Origin of the sequence: Colwellia sp. BRX10-1, assembly GCF_014077545.1 — a bacterium.
Lineage (GTDB): Bacteria > Pseudomonadota > Gammaproteobacteria > Enterobacterales > Alteromonadaceae > Colwellia_A.
This window is the reverse complement of record NZ_JACGWC010000009.1, coordinates 47,904-69,567: the sequence shown is the minus strand read 5'-3', so window position 1 is coordinate 69,567 and position 21,664 is coordinate 47,904. Positions and strand designations below refer to the sequence as shown.

Sequence of the window (21,664 nt, the reverse complement as noted above, 5' to 3'; positions counted from 1 at the left end):
TTACTTTAAATATTAGGAAAACCCTATGGAACTTTCAGCGTTAAGTGCAATATCTCCAGTAGATGGTCGTTATGGCAGCAAAGTTAAGTCATTACGCCCTATATTCAGTGAATTTGGTTTAATAAAATACCGTGTTACCGTTGAAGTTCGTTGGTTACAAAAACTTGCATCAACGACAGAAATTGCAGAAGTTCCGGCTTTTAGCAAAGACGCTACGGCAACATTAAATGCGATTGTTGATAACTTCAGTGAAGTAGACGCACAGCGTATTAAAGACATTGAAGCGACCACTAATCATGATGTAAAAGCGGTTGAGTATTTCTTAAAAGAAAAAATTGCTGATCATGCTGAATTGAACGCAGTCACTGAGTTTATTCATTTTGCTTGTACATCTGAAGATATTAACAACCTTTCGCATGGTTTAATGTTAAATGACTGTCGTACCGACGTTTTATTACCAGAAATGGATAAAATATTAGCGGCAATTAAAGCACTAGCAATTGAATACAAAACCATTCCAATGATGTGTCGTACTCACGGTCAACCTGCTTCTCCAAGTACTTTGGGTAAAGAAATGGCCAACGTTTATATTCGTCTTAAACGTCAACGTGCCCAAATTGCTGATGTTGAATTATTAGGTAAGATTAATGGTGCTGTTGGCAATTACAATGCACACCTATCAGCTTACCCTGAAGTTAATTGGCATGAATTTGCTAATGAATTTGTTACTTCATTAGGTTTATCGTTTAATCCCTTTACGACTCAAATTGAACCACATGATTACATTGCCGAATTATTTGATGCCATTGCCCGCTTTAACACCATCTTAATCGATTTTGATCGTGATATTTGGGGTTACATCGCGATGGGTCACTTTAAGCAAAAAACCATTGCAGGTGAAATTGGTTCGTCAACAATGCCACATAAAGTTAACCCAATTGACTTTGAAAATTCTGAAGGTAACTTAGGCATTGCTAATGCATTATTTACCCACTTGGCGCAAAAATTACCGATTTCTCGCTGGCAACGAGACTTAACTGATTCAACGGTTTTACGTAACTTAGGTGTTGGTTTTGCTCATGCGATGATAGCTTACGGCGCTACATTAAAAGGTATTAGTAAGTTACAAGTAAATGAAGCAAATCTAGCTGCTGAATTAGACAGCAACTGGGAAGTTTTAGCTGAACCCGTACAAACAGTAATGCGTCGTTATGGTATCGAAAAGCCATACGAAAAATTAAAAGAGCTAACTCGCGGTAAACGCGTTAATGGCGACTCAATGCGCGCTTTCATTATGACGCTTGAATTACCTGATGCGGCTAAAGCACAGTTATGTGAAATGACACCCGCGAGTTACATAGGTCGCGCAGTAGAGTTTATTAACGAATTAGACTAGTTTTATCTAAACGTATGCTAATAAAAAGGAACCTCGCGGTTCCTTTTTATGTTCAGGATGAACGGTATAACGTGATGGCATGGATGCCAATGAACGTATATGTTCAGGATGAACGGTATAACGTGGTGGCATGGATGCCAATGAACGTATATGTTCAGGATGAACGGTATAACGTGATGGCATGGATGCCAATGAACGTATATGTTCAGGATAAACGGAAACCTATATGTCTTGGCTTTTTAGCAACGCCCTGATTTATTATGGTATTAGTGCATTTATGCACGCCAATTAACAGTAGTAAAATAGAGAGTAACACGTAATGCAAAAAATCCATTGGGGCGAATTAACGCCTGAGCAGTTTTTAAAAGAATATTGGCAAAAAAAACCGTTATTAATAAAAGGTGCGTTCAAAGACTTCACCGACCCAATTGATGCCAATGAACTTGCTGGCCTCGCGATGGAAAGCGAAATTGAATCGCGTATTATTGCCTGTAATAATGGTGACTGGCAAGTAGAGCAAGGTCCTTTTGATTCATTCGATAAGTTTGGCGAACAGAACTGGACGCTACTGGTGCAGGCGGTAAATAATTGGTCTCGCGATACCCAATCATTGCTAGCAGCTGTTAATTTTATTCCACAATGGCGTATTGATGATGTAATGGTTAGCTTTTCAACACCCAATGGCGGTGTTGGTGCTCATTTAGACCAGTACGATGTCTTTATTGTGCAAGGTGAAGGAAAGCGTCGCTGGCAAGTTGGTGCGCCTGATAGTTCACTAAAACAGCTATTACCTCACCCTGATTTAAAACAAGTCTCTAGTTTTGTTGCTGTTATCGACGAAATAACCGAAGCAGGTGATTTACTTTATATTCCACCAAATCATCCACACAATGGCGTGTCATTAGAGAACTCGATGAATTTTTCTATTGGTTTTCAAGCACCGAACAATCAGGAATTATGGTCTGGTTTTGCTGATAAATTAATAGATGAAAACCTTGGAGAAGCACGTTTTCCTGATAATGAACGTACACTAACCAGTCATCCCGAACAACTTGAACAAATGGATATCGAAAAGTTAAAGGCGTTCATGAAAGCACAACTTGATGACGATAAGTTATTTACTCCTTTTATCGGCAAATATCTTACACAGAACCACCATGCCTTAGAAATATTAATGCCGGTCACGCCTATCGACAGCGAACAACTTTCCGATATTCTGGCTGAAGCAGAAAACACCTTAGTGCCTGTTTCCGGGATAAAAAGCTTAATTGTTCCTTTTCAACATCAGGAACAAGCGCCCAACGAAACAAGTTTTTTATATATTAATGGTGAAAGCTTTTTAATTGATAAAGAAACAATCACATTAGCGACATACCTAACAAAACAGCAAACTTTGACCACTCAAACAGTAAAAAGTTTACTAACAAATTTGAAAAATGAACAATTATTGACTAGTGTTCTAAATATGGGCTTTTGGTATATTGAATAACAACACGTGGAATAGTTATAATGTCGTTCAGTGTCAGTAGAGTAAATTGGGAACAAGCGGCATCACTATTAAGAGATGTCCGCGAAAAAGTTTTTATTTGTGAATGGCGTATTCCACGAAAAATAGAGTTTGACCGAAAAGATCACTATGCATTTCATGTCTTAGTTTGTGATGATATTACTCAAGAGCCCGTTGCAACGGGCCGTATATTATCTACGGGTGAAATTTCTCGCATCGCAGTATTGATGTCTTTTAGAAAAAGAAACATCGACAGAGATGTTGTCAAAGGTTTACTGGCTATTGCTAAAGATCTCAAACTTGATGAAGTATTTATTTATAGTCCACTTGATGATGTTGAATATTTTAGAAAATTTAACTTTATCAGTGCTGGCGCAGTATTTATGGAAGCAGGTATGCCAAGACAGCGTATGACCTGTGCTGTTGAGAATATAAAAAAATCTACCCGCTTCGCTTTTAATCACTAGTTTATTAATTCCTACTCTCCTAATAAGCCACTCTTCTTATCCTTTTGCCACTATTATTAAATTTTGTGCTTTATTCTATACATTTACCCTAACATAGTGACCGTTATATTTTGATCTGACGGCTAGCGCAACATTAGGCTAAGTGGTATTGTGCGCATCGAAACAATACAACTCTTATTACAGAAGTAAAAAGAATATTAACAAAACTTTTTACGTGGAGATTTAGAAGTGGCAATTTTTGATTTAGTAGATTTCGACAATCATGAACAAGTTGTTTATTGCAGCGATGATGCAACAGGCTTAAAAGCTATCATAGCAGTACACAGTACTGCACTTGGACCGGCAGCAGGTGGCTGTCGTTTTTGGGATTATGTAAATGATGAAGCAGCATTAAAAGATGTTTTACGTTTATCAAAAGGCATGACCTACAAAAATGCTATGGCTGGGTTAAAACTTGGCGGTGGTAAAGGGGTTATTATTGGTAACCCTAGACACTTAAAGTCAGACGATTTATTCAAAGCTTATGGCAAAGCCGTTAATAATCTAGGTGGCCGTTATTACACCGCTGAAGATGTAAATATTACTACTGGTGATATGGCTATTGTTAATCAAGTTACCGACTATGTTTCGGGTCTTGAAGGAAAAAGTGGTAATCCAGGCCCCTTCACTGCGCTAGGTACATTTTTAGGTATTAAAGCAGCGGTTAAGTTTAAATTAGGATCTGATGATTTAACCGGTATTAAAGTGGCTGTTCAAGGGCTTGGTAGTGTTGGTTATTCACTTTGTGAGCGACTTCATGCTGCGGGTGCGAAATTAATCGTCACTGATATTAACCAAGAAATTTTAGATAAAGCCGTTGCCGAGTTAGATGCGACAGTTGTTAGCTTAGACGATATTTACAAACAAGATGTTGAAGTATTTTCACCTTGTGCGTTAGGCGCGTCGATTAATGACGATAGCATTGCAGAACTTAAAGCGGTGATCATTGCCGGCTGTGCTAATAACCAACTTGCAGAAAGTCGCCATGACCAAGTCCTTTTAGACAAGGGTATTTTGTATGCTCCTGACTACGTCATTAACGCTGGGGGAATTATAAATGTTGCCCTTGAAATTTATCCTGAACCTTATTGTGCTGATAAGGCGACAAGTTTGGTCGAAAATATTTATCACACACTAATGAATGTTTTTGTAACTGCGAACGAGAAAAACTTACCAACAGGTAAAGTAGCTGATGAAATGGCGAGAGCTATAATAGCGAACGCTGGAAAATAATTTTTCCGTATAAACTAAAAAGCCGCACTATATAAATAAAGTGCGGCTTTTTTTTCGCTATAAATTGTTGGCATCAACTCACACCAACAATGTTATCAACTTATAGACTAATTAACGGGTAATGTTGGTACCTGAATACCTGACATTTCTAGCATTACTCTAACTACCTGGCAGCTGTAACCAAATTCATTGTCATACCATACATACAATACAGCGCGATCGCCATCAACAATCGTTGCTTGAGAGTCAACAACTCCAGCGTATCGAGAGCCAACCAAGTCAGTAGAGACGATTTCAGTTGAAGCCGTATAATCTACTTGATTTTGTAACTTAGAATTTAACGAAATATTACGTAAGTAATCGTTTAACGCTTCTTTATCAGTTGATTTTTTCAAATTCAAATTCATGATAGCCATTGAAACGTTTGGTGTTGGTACGCGAATCGCGTTACCCGTTAACAAACCTTTCAATTCAGGTAATGCTTTAGCAACCGCTTTAGCAGCACCCGTTGTGCTAATAACCATATTTAATGGTGCACTACGACCGCGGCGAGGAGCTGGATGGTAGTTATCAATTAAATTTTGATCGTTCGTATATGAATGAACCGTTTCAACGTGGCCATTCTTAATACCGAACTCATCGTTAATGGCTTTTAACACTGGTGTAATAGCGTTAGTGGTACAACTCGCTGCAGAAACAATTTTGTCATCCGCTAAAATCATATCTTGATTCACGCCATAAACGATATTTTTAATATCACCTTTAGCGGGTGCTGTTAACAATACCTTAGCAACACCTTTTGATTGCAAATGTTGCCCTAGACCTTCTTCGTCACTCCATACACCGGTGTTATCAACAACTAAAGCGTCATTAATACCATATTGGGTATAGTCGATTTCGCTAGGATTTTTTGCGTAAATAACTTGAATAAATGCGCCATTAGCTTTAATGACACTATTTTCTTCATCGATAGTAATACTACCGTTAAAAGCACCATGCACTGAATCACGACGTAATAGGCTGGCACGTTTTGCTAAATCACCTTTACCACTTGGGCGAATAACAATAGCACGTAGATTTAATGTTGAGCAGGGTCCTGCGCGTTCAATTAACAGACGCGCTAATAAGCGACCGATACGACCAAAACCATAAAGAACAACATCTTTAGACTTTTGTGGGTCAGTATTTTTATTAATTGATACTAATTCTTTTTCTAAAAACTGCTCAATTGACAGACCATTAGCTTTACCAAGAAATAAATAACGGTAGGCCAATTTACCGACATCAATACGTGCTGGTGCTAAATCCATGTGTCTTAATGCATCAATAAAAGGAAAGCTTTCACGTAAACGTAATTTACTGTCTTCATGTAGCGCAACAGATTTATGTGCTTTAATGATATCAATTGCAGAAGCATTAACTAATGGACGACCATAAATAGATACTTCGAGACCTTTGTTTCTGAAAAGTTGCCCTATAATAGGTTGCATATTTTCAGCAAATGTTTGGCGTTCTTGCCAGCTAGCTTGGTATTGTTCCTCAAGATGAGAAGTCATTGCGTAAACCTTTTTATTTCAGTCAATTGAACGATGAGTTATTATTAATATTAGCACTAATAACAATAATAATTAATTGCGGCACTATTGTAATCGAACCTGAAAACTTTCGCCACTAGTTACAGATAATATCACGCTCAAATATGGGACAAAAATGAAGACAATAATAGCCTACTTCTCACTAATTTTTTTATTAACCGCTTGTGATAGCAAGCCAAACTTTGCTGAACTTTGTGAAAGTAATTCTGAAATCTGTAATGAATTTCAAGAAGACTCATGGTGTAAACGAGAACGTATTATGGTGGGTTTTTCTAATTTAGAGGAAAAATTGGCTAGTTCAGATCTACATAAATATCATCAACTCATTGCTTACGAAGATTATGCACAATGTATGGTTCATGCCTCAAAAATTGAGCATATTAAATTAAAACATAAACAAACGATGAGAGTTGATAACGCAATTCAAGCACAGAATCGTATCAAAGAAATATCAAAAGAAACAATAACCTCAGATCACCCTCACCTGCTCTACTATCACTGGTCGAGATATATCAACGAAGAATCTTTAAATAAATTTTTAGCACAAGAAGGGACAAAAGCCCTTGAAAATTCAAGGTCGCAATATAACTTAGCGACGCATTATACAAAAACAGATCCTAAAAAGACCTTAACGTTACTTTATCGAGCTTTGCAATTATACCAGCCAGATCAGAAAATAAATGCAGAAATCTTTCAGTCAATAGCAACGATATTTATAGAAAAGCAAGATGTTAAAAAAGCTTATCTTTGGTTAAGAATTTTACGTTTACATTCGCCAGAAAATAAAGAAGTGACTGAAAAGTCTTTAAATAATTATGTTGTAGGTTATAAATTAAATAAAACATTATTAGATAAAATTGCCAATATAACCTTAGATAAAATTGAAGCAGGAACCTTTGAGTCACCAAAGGTTTAGGTTTAATCAAGAGATTAAACCTTGTCTTTTTAAAGTGCGCTAAACTGTAAACTTAATGAATTAACACAATAGCGTTTACCGGTGGGTTGTGGGCCGTCATCAAATACATGACCCAGATGAGAGTCACACGTACTGCAAGTGATTTCTGTACGCATCATTCCAAGGCTGTCATCTTCAATGTAGGCGACATTTGGGCTAATAGCGGCAGAAAAGCTTGGCCAACCGCAACCCGATTGAAATTTATCTGTTGAAGAAAAGAGCTCCTTTTCACAACAGGCACAATGATAAACACCGGCTAGCCAATGATCGTTATACTCGCCACTGAACGGTTGCTCTGTGGCAGCCAAGCGACATACTCGAAAAGCCTCGGGTGTTAACTTATCTTGATAAGGGTCTTTAGACATATATTTTCACCTTTTTATTTTGAATGACCAAATTCGATCATTTCGCGCTCAGGGTGTGACCATTCAACATGAAATTTCTTTCCTGGCGCTTGATCAACACGTTCAAAAGTATGTGCACCAAAAAAATCTCTTTGTGCCTGTAATAAATTTGCAGGAAGAACCGCAGTACGCATCGCATCATAATAGGTCAACGATGAACTTATTGCACTGGTTGAAATTCCCATTAAAGCGGTTTCTGCAACAGTTTTACGCCAATTTAATTGATGAGCATTTAATTGCTCCACAAAGAATGCATCTAGCATTAAATTTTCTAACTTCGCATTACGTTTAAAAGCATCGGTAATAGATTGTAAAAATGCTGCACGAATAATACAACCCGCTCGCCATATTTTTGCAATACTGGCAAAATCTAGCTCCCAATCATGCTCTTGCTCCGCTTGCTTCATTAATTGAAAACCTTGGGCGTAAGCACAAATTTTCGCACAGTAAATCGCATCATGTAAACGAGCAATAAACGCTGTTTTTTCTTGTGCATTTAAGGTCTTAGCTTCAGGGCCGTTAAGCAGACTTGAACTCTGCACTCTTAAATCTTTAAATGAAGAGATGGAACGTGCGTATACCGCTTGGGCAATAGTGGGAGCTGGTGTGCCTAATTCTAAACTGCTCATCGCAGTCCACAAACCTGTACCTTTCTGCCCCGCTTTATCGAGAATCAAATCCACTAGCGGGATGTTATCTTCGGTCACCTTATGGCGAAGTACTTCGACAGATATTTCCATTAAATAACTGTCTAGAGGACCTTGGTTCCATTGTTCAAAAATATCAGCAATCTCATCTGTTGATAAATTTAAACCCGCACGTAAAGTATGATAAGCCTCACAGATAATCTGCATATCCGCATATTCAATACCATTATGAACCATTTTTACATAATGACCCGCACCGGCTGGGCCAATATAGGCGGCACAAGGTTCACCTTTCTTAATGGTTTCTCCTGGCTTAGTCCGCTCTAAAGGTTTACCTGTTTCGGCGTCAACCTTAGCTGATATGGCTTCCCAGATAGGTTTGATGCGAGTCCATGCATAAGGAGAGCCACTGGGCATTAAAGCAGGTCCAAATCGAGCGCCGACTTCACCGCCAGAGACAGCTGAAGAAAATAAAATAAAATTACTCTTATACTTTTTCTCACGAGCAACGGTATCAACCCACAGACTATTACCTGTATCAATAATAATATCGTCGGGTTGAATACCAGCGCCAATCAAACTCTCAGAGACTTGATCAACAGGAGCACCAGCAGGTACAGAAAGTACAATAAGATGGGGAGTTTTTAATCGCGATAATAATTCTGTATATGATGAGCAACCGTGAACACGTTGCTTATTTTCACCATTTTCCAATTTGTCTTGGGCAATAACGCCAAGCACTTTTTCATTATCTAAATCAAAAGCAGCAATACTGTAACCGTTGTCGGCTAAGTTTAGCACCAAATTTTTACCCATTACACCAAGGCCAATAAAGCCGATGTCACACAAACTATTGTCTTGTGTCATAGTAGAAAGTCCATAAATACTGAGAAATACAATGGCATTTATTCTACCATGAACAAAACTAAGCCACTAGCAATTAAAGCCGACCCAATTCGTAATAAAACGTCTTTTTTATCAATAAAAGGCCAAATACGACAAGTATCGCTTGTATAAATCTCAAAATGATGTAATTTTACTACATTATTTTCATTTGGAATTTTAACATGACTATTAAAGTTGGCATCAATGGTTTTGGCCGTATCGGTCGTTTTGTATTTAGAGCTGCTGCGCAGAGAAGCGACATTGAAATTGTCGGTATTAATGATTTAATCGACATTGACTACATGGCTTACATGCTTAAGTATGACTCAACACATGGTCGTTTTAACGGTACGGTAGAAGTTAAAGATGGTCAGTTGATTGTTAATGATAAAGTTATTCGCGTTAGCGCTATCCGTAACCCCGAAGAACTTAAATGGGATGAAATAGATGTTGATGTTGTTGTTGAATCAACCGGTTTATTTCTAACTGATGAGACAGCACGAAAGCATTTGATCGCCGGAGCTAAAAAAGTTGTACTTTCTGCCCCTTCAAAAGATGACACCCCAATGTTTGTCTGTGGTGTAAACCTCAATGAGTATAAAGGCGAAGATATTGTATCAAACGCCTCATGTACTACTAATTGCCTAGCACCTATTGCTAAGGTTCTTAATGATAATTGGGGAATTGAAAGTGGTTTAATGACGACGGTTCATGCAACTACAGCAACACAAAAAACTGTTGATAGCCCTTCAGCTAAAGATTGGCGTGGTGGCCGTGGTGCAGGACAAAATATAATCCCTTCATCTACGGGTGCTGCAAAAGCGGTTGGTAAAGTTATCCCTGAATTAAATGGCAAACTCACTGGTATGGCCTTTCGTGTACCAACACCAAATGTATCTGTTGTAGATCTGACTGTTAATTTAAAAAGTAGCGCAACCTATCAAGAAATTTGCGATGCGATGAAATCAGCAGCTCATGGTGATTTGCAAGGCATATTAGGCTATACCGAAGATCAAGTAGTTTCTAATGATTTCATTGGCGAAACGTGTACGTCAGTCTTTGATGCGGGTGCGGGTATAGCACTAACCGATAAGTTTGTAAAAATCGTTTCTTGGTACGACAATGAAATTGGTTATTCAAACAAGGTACTTGATTTAGTGGCTTACGTCAGCGCTTATAAAAATTAATCATCTTTAGAATAAAAGTTATATCAAAAAAGCCAAATATCTTTATTTGGCTTTTTTATTGAGATAAATGTTAGTCAAAGCCCCTTACTTGAACAACCTTGACTAGTGGATTTACGGCTCTCACCTGTAGCATCCCTATAAAGATGTTATTTAGCTATCGACTGCCTTTACTTGCTTATAAAAGGATATATGAGGATTGATGTCAGGCGGACAAGAAGTCGTATATATAAAAAAGGCTGGAGCACTATCAATAGCGCTTCAGCCTTTTTGGTATTCACTTTACGCGTTATTTTACATGAGCAAGTGCTTGTTTAGCTAATTCAGTAATTTTAGCCCAATCTTTATTTTTAATTATTTCGTCGGTAACCAACCAAGAGCCACCACAACAAGCAACGTTTGATAAGGCTAAATAGTCCTTAACATTACTTAAATTGATACCACCTGTTGGACAAAAGCGAATGTCAGGGAATGGTCCGCCCATAGATTGAATCGCTTTAACACCACCAGAAGCTTCTGCGGGGAAAAACTTCAAATGATCATAACCAAAGTCAATTCCGTCCATCATTTCTGAAATTGATGAAATTCCTGGTATTAGAGCAATATTACCTTCATTACCCGCTTTTAATAAATCTTTTGTTAAGCCAGGACTTATTGCAAACTTAGCCCCTGCTTCTTGACAGCGTTGTAGCATTTCACGATTTGTTACTGTACCTGCGCCAACACAAGCTTCAGGTAACTCTTGCGCGATAATTTTAATCACATCAAGTGCCGCTGGTGTGCGCAAAGTTACTTCTAAGACTTTTATGCCTGCAGCGAGTAAGGCTTTAGCAATAGGTAAGGCATCTTCAACATCTTTAATAACAAGAACAGGCACAATAGGCCCCATAGCGAAAATTTCTTTTGGCGATAACTGCCAATTATTTGTTATGGTCATGATTTAGATGTGTCCTTTCATTGAAGATAATTGTTGACGAATATAGGCAGACGCCCCTATCAAACCGGGTTGATTTTCGGTGATCACATACGTCGGAATATTATTAATAAAACTAGATAGTCGGCCTTTTGTATCAAAACGCTGCCTAAAATTGCTGTTTTTGATGAAATCTATAAAACGAGGCACAATGCCACCGGCAATATATACACCACCAAAACAACCTAACGTTAAGGCTAAGTTACCGGCAAAGCTGCCTAAAGTATTACAAAATTGATGTAAGGCTTTTTCACATATTGGACATGAGCCATCTATCGCTTTAGCGGAGATTTGTTCAGCTGATAAATTACTCTTGGGCAAGTTATCAATTGACAAAAAGGCTTGATAAATTTGCTCTAAGCCTCTGCCACAAAGTAATTGCTCATAGGATATTCTATGTTGTTTAGTTTCAAGTAAATAACTTAATATTTTAATTTCATCAGCATCAACAGGAGCAAAGTCGACATGGCCTCCTTCTCCCCCTAAACAACACCAACCGTCTATGGTCGGTACTAAATTAGCAACACCTAGTCCGGTACCAGGGCCACAAATAGAAATAGGTTTGTCAGCAATTGCGACCCCTTCTCCAATTTGCACTTTCTGTGCTTGTGTTAGCAAAGGTACTGCATGAGCTATTGCGGTATAGTCATTTATTAAAAATAACTGACTAATATTCAATGCTTTTTTCAAGGACGATTGAGAAAATGTCCATGGCAAGTTAGTCATGGTAATTTGATCTGTTTCAACCGGACAAGCAATGGCTAAACACGCATTGATTGTTTTACCCGCAGCGTTATGTAACGCTAAATAAACGCTAATAACATCGGCTAAGCTATCATATTGGTCGCACTGATAAGTTTTAATATCTGAGGTTTGACCATCGTCATTAACGAGGCCAAACCTGATATTAGTACCGCCAATGTCAGCGACTAAGTTAAGTATTGACTCACTCACGAAGCTTTACCATCAATATCAGTTTCATCAAATAATGAACAAGCACCGGTTTCAGCGGTACTTAAATTACGACGCATAAAACCAAAAAGCTCTCGGCCCATGCCTTGATGATGACCATTGACTTGAAAAATAGCGTTGTCACGTTGGGCAAGCTCTGCTTCGTCAACCAATAAGGTTAATTCTCCAGTTTCGCCGTCAACTAAAATCATATCACCGGTTTTCACTTTCGCGATCAAACCGCCATCTAGGGCTTCTGGGCATAAATGAATAGCAGCAGGTACTTTACCTGAGGCGCCAGACATACGGCCATCAGTTACCATAGCGACCTTAAAACCTTTGTCTTGAAGAACGCCAAGTGGTGGTGTTAGTTTATGTAATTCAGGCATACCGCGCGCTTTAGGTCCCTGAAATCTAACAACAGCAACAAAATCTTTTTCTAATTCACCCGCATCAAATGCCGCTTGTAATTCATGTTGATCTTCAAAAACGACGGCAGGTGCTTTAATAACAAAACTACCTTCACGCAATGAAGATGTTTTAATGACAGAGACACCTAGGTTACCCTTAAGAACGCGTAAACCGCCAGTAGCTTTGAACGGGCTTGCAACGGTTGCAATAATACTATCGTCGAGAGATTTTTCAACACAGTCAACCCACTTAAGTTCACCGCTTTCGAGTACAGGTTTTTTAGTGTAGCGCGTTAAACCGCGGCCACAGATAGTTTCAACATCTTCAAAAACTAAACCGCCTTCAATCAATTCTCTAAAGAGTAGTGCCATACCACCGGCTTCTTGAAATTGATTTATATCTGCTTCGCCGTTCGGGTAGATACGTGTTAATAGTGGCACCGCTTCAGACAAATCATTAAAGTCTTGGAAGTTAATGATAATACCCGCTGCTTTTGCAAACGCAATAATATGCATGGTTAAGTTCGTTGAACCGCCCGTAGCAAGTAAGGCAACAATTGCATTAACAATTGAACGCTCATCAACCATTCTGCCAATCGGCATATAGTTGCCCGACTGTTGCGTTAAACGAGTTGCTTGACGTGCCGCTGCTTTTGTTAATTCTTCACGAAGCTGCGTATTCGGTGCGATAAATGAAGCGCCAGGTAAATGAAGTCCCATGACCTCAACAACCAATTGATTTGAGTTGGCTGTGCCAAAGAAAGTACAAGTACCCGCAGAGTGATAAGAGGCAGATTCAGCTTCAAGAAGCTCTTCTTCGTTAGCTTCACCTTTAGCATATTGCTGGCGAACACGTGCTTTTTCTTTGTTTGGTAAACCTGAAGGCATAGGGCCCGCAGGAATAAATACCGTGGGTAAATGGCCAAAAGTCATACTGGCAATCAACAAGCCCGGTACGATTTTATCACAGATGCCCATCATTAATGCGCCATCAAACATATTATGCGATAAGCCAACCGCTGCAGACATTGCAATAACATCTCGGCTCATTAGGCTTAAATCCATACCCGGTTGGCCTTGAGTAACACCGTCACACATAGCAGGTACACCGGCTGCAAATTGTGCAACACCACCCGCATCTCTCACTGCTGCTTTAATAATCGCAGGATAAGTTTCATAGGGCTGATGAGCAGATAACATATCATTATAAGCTGAAACAATAGCGATGTCTGAGTGATGTATGCCACGTAATGAGGCCTTGTCTTCTTTACCACAAGCAGCAAAACCATGAGCTAAGTTACCACACGACAAACCGGCACGATGTACTGTTTGCGAGCTTTCAGCTTCTATCTTAGCTAAATATTTAGCCCTACTGCCTTTACTACGCTCAATAATTTCATTGGTAATAGCGACGATTTTTTCATTCATTTTAATAGTCATATGTTACTCCGCCCAATACACTTGTGTATTGATATCTGGGTTTTGTAAAAATGCCCTTATTGGCATTTCTGTTTGATTGTTACTTGAAAGTGCTTTTTCTAAAACGACCTTTTTCCCGGCACCACAAACATGCAAAATAATATTTTTACTCTGCGCTAAATGAGCATAAGTAAAAGTTATACGGTCGTTAGGAGCTGTTTTGGGGACAACCTTCATTAGGGCATCTGAATTATCAAGCGCAAGTGCTGATGATATTTGCTCGCTACAAGGGAATAAAGAAGCCGTATGACCGTCTTCACCCATGCCAAGAATAAGCACATCTAAGGGCAATAACTGGCTTTTAGCATCAGTATTTAATTGCACTAGGGTTGATTGATCACATTCACCCTCTTTTTTAAGGTGAAAAAATTGTGCAGCGGCTGCTTTATTTTTTAACAGGTTTTCATGTACCAAACGGGTATTACTTGCCTCAGACTCAAACTCAACCCAACGTTCGTCCGCTAACGTGACGGTTACGTTTTGCCAATCAATATCTTTAGTCGATAAAGCCGTAAAAAAACCTTTGGGTGTAGACCCGCCAGAAACAGCCAAGCTTGCTTTACCTTTCTGACTCAAAGCGTTTGATAAAAGTTCAGCGACATTATTGGCTAAGGCATTATCTAAATCTGTTCGCTGAGCGAAATCGTTTAATTGGTACATAGTTATTTCCTGAAATTCACGTTATCTCTAAAATTTATTTATTCAACCCACTGGCGATCATCACGAGCGATCATAGAAAGAGAGGCAACGGGTCCCCAAGTTCCAGCAGGATAAGCTTTAGGTGCTTCATTACTTGTTTTCCAGGCTTCGATAATACTATCAGCCCAAGTCCAAGCAGCTTCGACTTCATCACGACTAACAAATAACGATTGATTACCGTTGATAACTTCTAGCATCAATCGTTCGTATGCATCGACAACACGCTGATTTTCATAAGTTTCTGAAAAACTCAAATCAAGCTTATTTTCTTGGATATGCATTTGTGAAGCAATACCTGGAATTTTATTCATCATCTGTAATTCAACGCCTTCGTCAGGCTGTAAACGAATCGTTAATTTATTTGCCGGTAGATCAGCATGGCTATCTTTAAAGATATTATGCGCTTGAGGTTTAAATTGCACCACTATCTCACTGTGCTTAGCAGGCATTCTTTTACCCGTACGAAGATAAAAAGGCACGCCAGCCCAACGCCAATTATCAATTTCCGCTTTTATAGCAACAAAAGTTTCAGTATCACTTTTTTGATTGGCATCTTCTTCATTTAAGTAACCCGGCACTGGTAAACCATTTAAGTAACCATCGGCGTACTGACCGCGAACTGTTTTTTCTTTCACATTCAAGCGATTAATGGGCGCGAGAGCTTTAACTGCCTTTAACTTTTCAACACGAATACTTTCTGCACTTAAATCAGCAGGAGGCTCCATCGCTAAGAGTGATAAAATTTGTAATAAATGGTTTTGTATCATGTCGCGCATTTGCCCTGCGTCGTCATAAAAACCCCATCTCCCTTCAATTCCTACACTTTCAGCAACCGTTATCTGTACATGGTCAATACTATTACGGTCCCAGTTATTGGTAAAAAGTGAATTGGCAAAACGCAGTACTAATAGATTCAGTACGGTTTCTTTTCCTAGATAGTGATCGATACGATAAATTTGGTTTTCATTGAAATAACGAGAAACTTGATCGTTAATAACTTTTGATGATGCAAGGCAGTTGCCAATCGGTTTTTCCATCACAACACGGTCAGCGTCAGTAATAAGTTTAGCTGACTTTAAACCGTCGGTAATATCACCATAAATAGCAGGAGGCGTTGAAAAATAATAAACACGTGTATCATGGCCACCTTTTAACGTTGCAGCTAAGTTACTATAAGAGACAGTGTCTTTAAAATCTAACTGTTGATAAACCATACGGCTAATAAAACGAGCAAGTACTTCTTCGTTTAAGCCTTCTTTGACAAACTCAGTAAGATTCTCAATAACAAAAGCCGTAAATTCTTCTACCGAATGGTCTTGTCTGGCGACACCTAAAATTCGACTTTCTACATTTAATAAGCCAGCTTGGTCTAATTGATATAAAGCGGGTAATAATTTGCGACGAGACAAGTCACCAAGTGCACCAAAAATAACAATTTCACTGGCAGACTGAAGATCAGAACTTTTCATAAACAATATCTCTTTTTTTGGCTTTCTTTATTGAACACTGATAATAACTAAAATTACCTCATCAATAAACCTAGCACATATTGTAACTAAACTACATTTATCCATAATTTAACGGGTATATTGGCATCAGTAAAGAACTTTTTGTAATTAAATTACATTTTAGGTATTATGAATAAATAAAAGCTTTACGCGGCAATTTTACTCAAAGTTCATTGTTGGTTAGTGGTTATTCGTATGAAACATTAATTAAAGGTTTGCTAAAAATTGCCAATATGTTTTATATTAGCTGTAATTATGAAATAAATTTTCATTATTCTCGTCATTTAGACAGAAAATTAATTACGATTATTGTAAAAAGTAGGATTGACCGACATGAATATATTAGAAAAGATCGCCGACGAATTAGATACTTTCAGTAAATCTGAACGTAAGGTGGCAGAGGTAATATTGTCTTCTCCGGGTACCGTTATTCATGCCAGTATCGCTGCCTTAGCTAAACAAGCAAATATCAGTGAGCCTACTGTTAATAGGTTTTGTCGTCGTTTAGATACTAAAGGTTATCCCGATTTTAAACTTCATTTAGCCCAAAGTTTAGCCAACGGTACCCCTTATGTTAATAGGCATGTTGATGAAAACGATACGGCTGATGAATATACAGATAAAATTTTTGAATCAACCATGGCTAATCTTGAATTAGCCCGTAAAAGTTTAGATGCAAATGTGATCAACCGATCTGTTGATGTGTTAACACAAGCGAACAAAATATCATTTTTTGGCTTGGGCGCTTCCGCAGTTGTTGCTCATGATGCTTTAAATAAATTCTTTCGCTTTAATGTGCCAGTAGTTTATTTCGATGACATATTAATGCAACGTATGAGTGCTATAAATAGTCGCCAAGGTGATGTTGTTGTTGTAATTTCTCATACCGGGCGAACCAAGTCATTGGTTGAAGTCGCCAGTTTAGCAAAAGAAAATGATGCCATTGTTATCGGAATAACAACGGCGGGTAGTCCTCTGGCAAAAGAATGTAATATCGTTTTATCTGTTGATGTTGCTGAAGACACCGATTTATATATGCCTATGTCATCACGTATCGCTCAACTTGCATTGATTGATGTATTAGCAACAGGCTTTACCCTGAGACGTGGTACAAAATTTAGAGAAAACTTAAAGAAAGTTAAAGACAGTTTACGTAGCTCTCGTTTCGAGCGCAAAGACTAAACAGCATTATCGATGGCGACTAACACTGATTTGTTTATCGTCAAAATCAAACAATATTATAATAAGGATTAAGATGCCTAGAAGAACTAAAATTGTAGCGACCTTAGGGCCAGCCACTGACGACAGAGCCGTATTAAAAGAAGTATTAGCCGCTGGTGTAAATGTGGTTCGTTTAAACTTCTCTCATGGTATTCCACAAGATCATATTGACCGTGCCAACAATGTTCGCGAAATAGCTAAAGAATTGGGTATATATGTTGGTATCTTAGGTGATTTACAAGGCCCTAAAATACGCGTATCAACTTTTAAAAATGGTCCAATTAAATTAGCCATTGGTGATAAATTTGAACTTGACGCAGAATTGCCAAAAGGTGAAGGCTGCCAAGAGAAAGTGGGTATCGATTACAAAAAATTACCACAAGATGTCGTCCCTGGCGATATTCTTTTACTTGACGATGGTCGTGTGCAATTAAAAGTTTTAAGTACACAAGGGCAATCAGTTTTCACCGAAGTAACGGTGGGTGGACCTTTATCAAACAATAAAGGTATTAATCGTCAAGGCGGTGGCTTAACAGCACCAGCATTAACAGCTAAAGATAAAGAAGATATTAAATTAGCCGCAAAAATTAATGTCGACTTCTTAGCGGTATCTTTTCCTCGTGATGCAGCAGATATGCGTGAAGCACGTTTATTAGCGCAAGAAGCTGGTTGTGATGCACGCTTAGTATCTAAAATTGAACGTGCAGAAGCAGTAAATGATGATAAAGTGCTTGATGAAATTATTCTAGCCTCTGACGTTGTCATGGTTGCTCGTGGTGATTTAGGTGTTGAAATTGGCGATGCTGCATTAGTCGGTAAGCAAAAACATATAATCGCTCGTAGTCGTCAGTTAAACCGTGTTGTTATTACCGCAACACAGATGATGGAGACCATGATTGAAAACCCTATGCCGACCCGTGCTGAAGTTATGGATGTTGCAAATGCTGTGCTTGATGGTACTGATGCAGTCATGCTCAGTGCTGAAACTGCCGCAGGTAAATACCCGGTAGAAACAGTCAAAGCGATGGCATCAGTATGTATTGGCGCTGAAGAGCATCGTTCAGTAAACATTTCAAACCACCGTAATGAACTCACTTTTTCTGAGATTTCAGAAACAATCGCAATGTCAGCAATGTATGCAGCTAATCACCTAGTGGGTGTTAAAGCTATTATATCATTGACTGAATCTGGACATACCAGCAAAATCATGTCGCGTATTACTTCAGGTTTGCCTATTTATTCTTTATCTCGTCATCAGAAAACATTAAATAAAACTGCTATTTATCGTGGTGTTTATCCTGTTGAATTTGACTCTACACATTTTCCTGATGAAGAATTATCTAATGCAGTACTCAATAAAGTCTTAACTAAAGCAGACTTAAAAGTTGACGACATAGTGATATTCACCCACGGTGATATGATGGAAACGGTTGGCGCAACGAATACGATGAAAGTGTTAACAGTAACAAAAAAACATCTCAGCTAATCAATTGCTATGACCCATTAAGGTAAAGCTTCAAGCAGTTACCTCAAGCTAGCAGGCAAAAAAGTTTAGATCCAAAAAGGTAGCTCAATAGCTACCTTTTTTTATGTGCAAAAGATAATCAAGGTAAATAATGACGGATGCAAAAAACTTCCTTAGAATGGATTTTACTAGATAAGGTTAAAAACTATTATGACGATAAAAAATATTGCGGTATTAACCAGTGGTGGCGATGCTCCCGGCATGAATGCGGCGATACGTGCGGTCGTACTTGCTGCGCATCACTATGCATTGCCCACGATTGGTTTTTTTTCTGGTTATAACGGTTTAATTGAAGCGAGTTCGACATTGCTAACACCTGCAAGTGTTAATGGCATTATCCACCGAGGAGGAACTATTTTAAAAAGTGCTCGCTGCCCTGCCATGCTCACTGAGCAAGGTTTAAAATCAGCCGCAGCAACCCTTAGAAAAGAACAAATAGACGCCTTAATAGTTATTGGCGGCGATGGCTCTTTTAACGGCTTACTGGCGTTAAGTAAATATTGGTCAGGAGCTATTATAGGTATTCCAGGGACCATAGATAATGATATTGATGGTACAGATTTCACCATAGGTTTTTCTACTGCAGTCAATACCGGTATTGAAGCGATAGATAAAATACGTGACACGGCAGAAGCTTTTGAGCGCATTTTTATTGTTGAAGTCATGGGCAGGCGAAGTGGACACATCACTTTTAATGTCGGTATCGCCAGTGCAGCTGAGCAAATATTATCTTTTGAGAATTTTTCTCAAGCCGACGAGCAAGAAAAACTCAGTCATTTAGCTAAAGAAATCAAACAAGCACAGCACAATAGGCATGCCAGTTATATTATAGTTATTACTGAGAACTTATGGCCCGGTGGCGCTGTACAGCTCGCTAAGCAATTAAAACAGACCGCAAACATTGACTGTACTGCATGTATACTTGGCTATATTCAACGAGGTGGTTCACCGGTAGCTAAAGACCGAATTTTAGCAACAAAAATGGGGGTTGCTGCAGTACAAGCGCTAATAGCAGGAAAGAGTAACGTTATGATTGGCGAACGTAATAATCAATTACTCACAGTCCCTCTGGACGTAGCCGTTCAACATAAAGAAAAAGTCAGTGAAAGCTTAGTTTCAGCCCAAGAAAATATTCTCGCCTTAACGGCGCAGTAACTGCCTAAAAAAAAGCTTAAGCAACAGGCATAAGCTTTTAAGGTATCTATCAAGTCGCTGAGCTGAGATAACTTAAATACCGAGTTCTTTACACCATTGACAAGCGGCAACAAACTCTTGCTGAATATAGGTTTCGTCAAGTGAATACATTTCAATCAATTGCTTTATATTCTCACCATTACCCCTGATGTACTTAACCGTAAAATCAAGTAATTCGCCGAGTAAACCTGAGTGGTCAACTAGCGCGTTTTCAATTGGAATGGCGAGTGGCATTGTTTTAACGATTTCGTTAATCGGCATACGCAAAATAATTTCAATAGCACTTAATAAGCCGGTAATAAAAGCAAAATCACTGATCTCTTTAAAGGCACCTTCTTTGGCTAATGCCGTCATTAATTTTGCAGTAATGAGCGCCTGCTTAGAGATTTCATCGGTCTTGTCGGTGGTCAATTTAGATAAAGCAAGGATAGTCACAAACTGTTTAAGTTTATCTTCACCTAAATAGGCCGCGGCTTGTTTTAATGAAGTAATTTCAATACGAGTTGATGTTGCTACGTTATTAACCATTTTTAACAAGCCAACAGTTAAGTTAACATCATGACTGATAATCGTGGCAATGTTGTCAAAATCTAATGGTGAATGAAATGTTTCACTGATCAAATGCAGCATTTGTGTTTTGATTGGCGCAAGTGTTTGCCCCTCGACTATCTCAGGTTCGTGATAAAAGTACCCTTGATAGTAATCAAATCCTACTTCTGCTAAAGCTTGTAATTGAAAGTTAGTTTCAACTTTTTCTGCGGCAAGTTTAATGTTGTGATCTTTTAAACGCTCGATAACTTTATGCAGACGTTTCGGATTAACTTTATCGGTATCAACTTTAATAATTGATATATATGGAAATAAAACATCCCACTTTGCATCAAGATCATATTCAGTTAACGCAACTTTATAACCTTTATCAAAATAAAACTTAACAATTTTAAACAAGCGTTCCGTTGGTACTTTATGGCCAACAAGTTCGATAACAATAGATTTTTTATCAAACATCAGCGGATATTTATTAATCAGACATTTTTCAGTAAAATTAATAAAAGCAAGTTTTCCCATACTGATAGAGCGAATGTCACCTTGTAGGTGATTTTGAATAATTAATTTTGAGCTAGCAACATCTGAATCAATGTCAGGAAATTTGTTATCTGCGCTATCTCTAAAGAGCAGCTCATAACCAATCGTGACATGGTTTCTATCAAGTATCGCTTGTCTTGCTATATAAGTGTTATACATATATCAGAGCTAAAATTTTATTAATTATTATTAACTTAAACATACCCTATTTTTCTTTGAATTGTAAAGTAATTAAGCCGCTAAGCCGTTATTTTATTGTCAATATTATTAGAAGCATTTATACGCTACTCAAATAAACGAATGAAA

Annotated in this window: 19 protein-coding genes; 9 read left to right on the top strand and 10 right to left on the bottom strand. The window is 38.3% G+C overall.

Annotation, left to right across the window (positions count from 1 at the left end; translation table 11 throughout):
* Positions 1-25: 25 nt before the first annotated feature.
* Positions 26-1,396 carry an adenylosuccinate lyase gene (gene purB, locus H4J75_RS09740; protein WP_182222010.1) on the top strand — a complete coding sequence of 457 codons (1,371 nt, stop codon included), beginning with the start codon at positions 26-28 and terminating at the stop codon, positions 1,394-1,396.
* A 6-nt stretch (positions 1,397-1,402) separates the two neighbouring features.
* Here purB and H4J75_RS09735 read toward each other — a convergent pair whose 3' ends face one another.
* Positions 1,403-1,579 (bottom strand): hypothetical protein, encoded by a 177-nt coding sequence (locus tag H4J75_RS09735; RefSeq protein WP_182222009.1) that lies wholly within the window; start codon positions 1,577-1,579, stop codon positions 1,403-1,405.
* Between the two features lie 136 nt (positions 1,580-1,715).
* Between H4J75_RS09735 and H4J75_RS09730 the strand changes: the two genes are divergently transcribed.
* The 3 genes from H4J75_RS09730 (at position 1,716) to H4J75_RS09720 (ending at position 4,642) form a co-directional block, all read left to right on the top strand.
* Positions 1,716-2,885 (top strand): cupin domain-containing protein, encoded by a 1,170-nt coding sequence (locus H4J75_RS09730; protein ID WP_182222008.1) that lies wholly within the window; start codon positions 1,716-1,718, stop codon positions 2,883-2,885.
* A gap of 20 nt (positions 2,886-2,905) precedes the next feature.
* The gene (locus H4J75_RS09725; protein ID WP_070373722.1) at positions 2,906-3,370 is read left to right on the top strand and encodes a GNAT family N-acetyltransferase; all 465 of its coding nucleotides are present in this window, start codon (positions 2,906-2,908) and stop codon (positions 3,368-3,370) included.
* Positions 3,371-3,598: 228 nt separating this feature from the next.
* Positions 3,599-4,642, top strand: a complete 1,044-nt coding sequence (locus tag H4J75_RS09720) for an amino acid dehydrogenase (RefSeq protein ID WP_182217626.1) — start codon at positions 3,599-3,601, stop codon at positions 4,640-4,642.
* A 107-nt stretch (positions 4,643-4,749) separates the two neighbouring features.
* On the opposite strand, the gene H4J75_RS09715 is transcribed toward H4J75_RS09720, so the two are convergent.
* Positions 4,750-6,198: a glyceraldehyde-3-phosphate dehydrogenase gene (locus H4J75_RS09715; RefSeq protein ID WP_070373724.1), complete on the bottom strand. Its 1,449-nt coding sequence runs from the start codon at positions 6,196-6,198 to the stop codon at positions 4,750-4,752.
* 154 nt (positions 6,199-6,352) lie between these two features.
* Between H4J75_RS09715 and H4J75_RS09710 the strand changes: the two genes are divergently transcribed.
* Positions 6,353-7,153, top strand: a complete 801-nt coding sequence (locus tag H4J75_RS09710; protein ID WP_083277851.1) for a DUF2989 domain-containing protein — start codon at positions 6,353-6,355, stop codon at positions 7,151-7,153.
* Positions 7,154-7,182: 29 nt separating this feature from the next.
* On the opposite strand, the gene msrB is transcribed toward H4J75_RS09710, so the two are convergent.
* Together msrB and gndA are read right to left on the bottom strand one after the other, a co-directional pair.
* Positions 7,183-7,557, bottom strand: a complete 375-nt coding sequence (gene msrB / locus H4J75_RS09705) for a peptide-methionine (R)-S-oxide reductase MsrB (protein WP_182217623.1) — start codon at positions 7,555-7,557, stop codon at positions 7,183-7,185.
* Positions 7,558-7,571: 14 nt separating this feature from the next.
* On the bottom strand, positions 7,572-9,110 hold the full coding sequence (gene gndA, locus H4J75_RS09700; protein WP_182222007.1) for an NADP-dependent phosphogluconate dehydrogenase: 1,539 nt from the start codon (positions 9,108-9,110) through the stop codon (positions 7,572-7,574).
* A 200-nt stretch (positions 9,111-9,310) separates the two neighbouring features.
* Here gndA and gap point away from each other — a divergent pair, with 200 nt between their 5' ends.
* Complete coding sequence (gene gap, locus H4J75_RS09695; protein WP_070373727.1) at positions 9,311-10,315, top strand: type I glyceraldehyde-3-phosphate dehydrogenase; 1,005 nt, start codon at positions 9,311-9,313, stop codon at positions 10,313-10,315.
* A 286-nt stretch (positions 10,316-10,601) separates the two neighbouring features.
* Here the strand turns inward: gap and H4J75_RS09690 are convergent, their stop codons facing one another.
* From H4J75_RS09690 to zwf, 5 genes are read right to left on the bottom strand one after another with little or no spacing between them, the layout of a single operon-like run.
* Entirely contained in the window at positions 10,602-11,249 is a 648-nt protein-coding gene (locus tag H4J75_RS09690) for a bifunctional 4-hydroxy-2-oxoglutarate aldolase/2-dehydro-3-deoxy-phosphogluconate aldolase (RefSeq protein ID WP_182217619.1), read from the bottom strand.
* 3 nt (positions 11,250-11,252) lie between these two features.
* Positions 11,253-12,239, bottom strand: coding sequence for a glucokinase (locus tag H4J75_RS09685; RefSeq protein WP_182222006.1), 987 nt, complete (start codon positions 12,237-12,239; stop codon positions 11,253-11,255).
* On the bottom strand, positions 12,236-14,074 hold the full coding sequence (gene edd / locus H4J75_RS09680; protein WP_070376951.1) for a phosphogluconate dehydratase: 1,839 nt from the start codon (positions 14,072-14,074) through the stop codon (positions 12,236-12,238). Before edd ends, H4J75_RS09685 begins: the two co-directional genes overlap by 4 nt.
* A gap of 15 nt (positions 14,075-14,089) precedes the next feature.
* Positions 14,090-14,785 (bottom strand): 6-phosphogluconolactonase, encoded by a 696-nt coding sequence (gene pgl, locus H4J75_RS09675; protein ID WP_182222005.1) that lies wholly within the window; start codon positions 14,783-14,785, stop codon positions 14,090-14,092.
* Positions 14,786-14,823: 38 nt separating this feature from the next.
* On the bottom strand, positions 14,824-16,293 hold the full coding sequence (zwf, locus tag H4J75_RS09670) for a glucose-6-phosphate dehydrogenase (RefSeq protein ID WP_182217616.1): 1,470 nt from the start codon (positions 16,291-16,293) through the stop codon (positions 14,824-14,826).
* A gap of 372 nt (positions 16,294-16,665) precedes the next feature.
* Between zwf and H4J75_RS09665 the strand changes: the two genes are divergently transcribed.
* From H4J75_RS09665 to H4J75_RS09655, 3 genes are all read left to right on the top strand, one after another.
* Positions 16,666-17,514, top strand: a complete 849-nt coding sequence (locus tag H4J75_RS09665) for a MurR/RpiR family transcriptional regulator (protein WP_070373731.1) — start codon at positions 16,666-16,668, stop codon at positions 17,512-17,514.
* Positions 17,515-17,587: 73 nt separating this feature from the next.
* Positions 17,588-19,039 (top strand): pyruvate kinase, encoded by a 1,452-nt coding sequence (gene pyk, locus H4J75_RS09660; RefSeq protein ID WP_070373732.1) that lies wholly within the window; start codon positions 17,588-17,590, stop codon positions 19,037-19,039.
* A gap of 189 nt (positions 19,040-19,228) precedes the next feature.
* Entirely contained in the window at positions 19,229-20,233 is a 1,005-nt protein-coding gene (locus H4J75_RS09655) for an ATP-dependent 6-phosphofructokinase (RefSeq protein WP_182222004.1), read from the top strand.
* Between the two features lie 72 nt (positions 20,234-20,305).
* Here the strand turns inward: H4J75_RS09655 and H4J75_RS09650 are convergent, their stop codons facing one another.
* The gene (locus H4J75_RS09650; protein ID WP_182222003.1) at positions 20,306-21,517 is read right to left on the bottom strand and encodes an EAL and HDOD domain-containing protein; all 1,212 of its coding nucleotides are present in this window, start codon (positions 21,515-21,517) and stop codon (positions 20,306-20,308) included.
* Positions 21,518-21,664: the final 147 nt, after the last annotated feature.

Excerpts from the sequence above, each read along its gene's own strand:
- purB (WP_182222010.1), top strand. The coding sequence starts at position 26 with ATGGAACTTTCAGCGTTAAGTGCAATATCTCCAGTAGATGGTCGTTAT.
- H4J75_RS09735 (WP_182222009.1), bottom strand. The coding sequence starts at position 1,579 with ATGCCATCACGTTATACCGTTCATCCTGAACATATACGTTCATTGGCA.
- H4J75_RS09730 (WP_182222008.1), top strand. The coding sequence starts at position 1,716 with ATGCAAAAAATCCATTGGGGCGAATTAACGCCTGAGCAGTTTTTAAAA.
- H4J75_RS09725 (WP_070373722.1), top strand. The coding sequence starts at position 2,906 with ATGTCGTTCAGTGTCAGTAGAGTAAATTGGGAACAAGCGGCATCACTA.
- H4J75_RS09715 (WP_070373724.1), bottom strand. The coding sequence starts at position 6,198 with ATGACTTCTCATCTTGAGGAACAATACCAAGCTAGCTGGCAAGAACGC.
- H4J75_RS09710 (WP_083277851.1), top strand. The coding sequence starts at position 6,353 with ATGAAGACAATAATAGCCTACTTCTCACTAATTTTTTTATTAACCGCT.
- msrB (WP_182217623.1), bottom strand. The coding sequence starts at position 7,557 with ATGTCTAAAGACCCTTATCAAGATAAGTTAACACCCGAGGCTTTTCGA.
- gndA (WP_182222007.1), bottom strand. The coding sequence starts at position 9,110 with ATGACACAAGACAATAGTTTGTGTGACATCGGCTTTATTGGCCTTGGT.
- gap (WP_070373727.1), top strand. The coding sequence starts at position 9,311 with ATGACTATTAAAGTTGGCATCAATGGTTTTGGCCGTATCGGTCGTTTT.
- H4J75_RS09690 (WP_182217619.1), bottom strand. The coding sequence starts at position 11,249 with ATGACCATAACAAATAATTGGCAGTTATCGCCAAAAGAAATTTTCGCT.
- edd (WP_070376951.1), bottom strand. The coding sequence starts at position 14,074 with ATGAATGAAAAAATCGTCGCTATTACCAATGAAATTATTGAGCGTAGT.
- pgl (WP_182222005.1), bottom strand. The coding sequence starts at position 14,785 with ATGTACCAATTAAACGATTTCGCTCAGCGAACAGATTTAGATAATGCC.
- zwf (WP_182217616.1), bottom strand. The coding sequence starts at position 16,293 with ATGAAAAGTTCTGATCTTCAGTCTGCCAGTGAAATTGTTATTTTTGGT.
- H4J75_RS09665 (WP_070373731.1), top strand. The coding sequence starts at position 16,666 with ATGAATATATTAGAAAAGATCGCCGACGAATTAGATACTTTCAGTAAA.
- pyk (WP_070373732.1), top strand. The coding sequence starts at position 17,588 with ATGCCTAGAAGAACTAAAATTGTAGCGACCTTAGGGCCAGCCACTGAC.
- H4J75_RS09655 (WP_182222004.1), top strand. The coding sequence starts at position 19,229 with ATGACGATAAAAAATATTGCGGTATTAACCAGTGGTGGCGATGCTCCC.
- H4J75_RS09650 (WP_182222003.1), bottom strand. The coding sequence starts at position 21,517 with ATGTATAACACTTATATAGCAAGACAAGCGATACTTGATAGAAACCAT.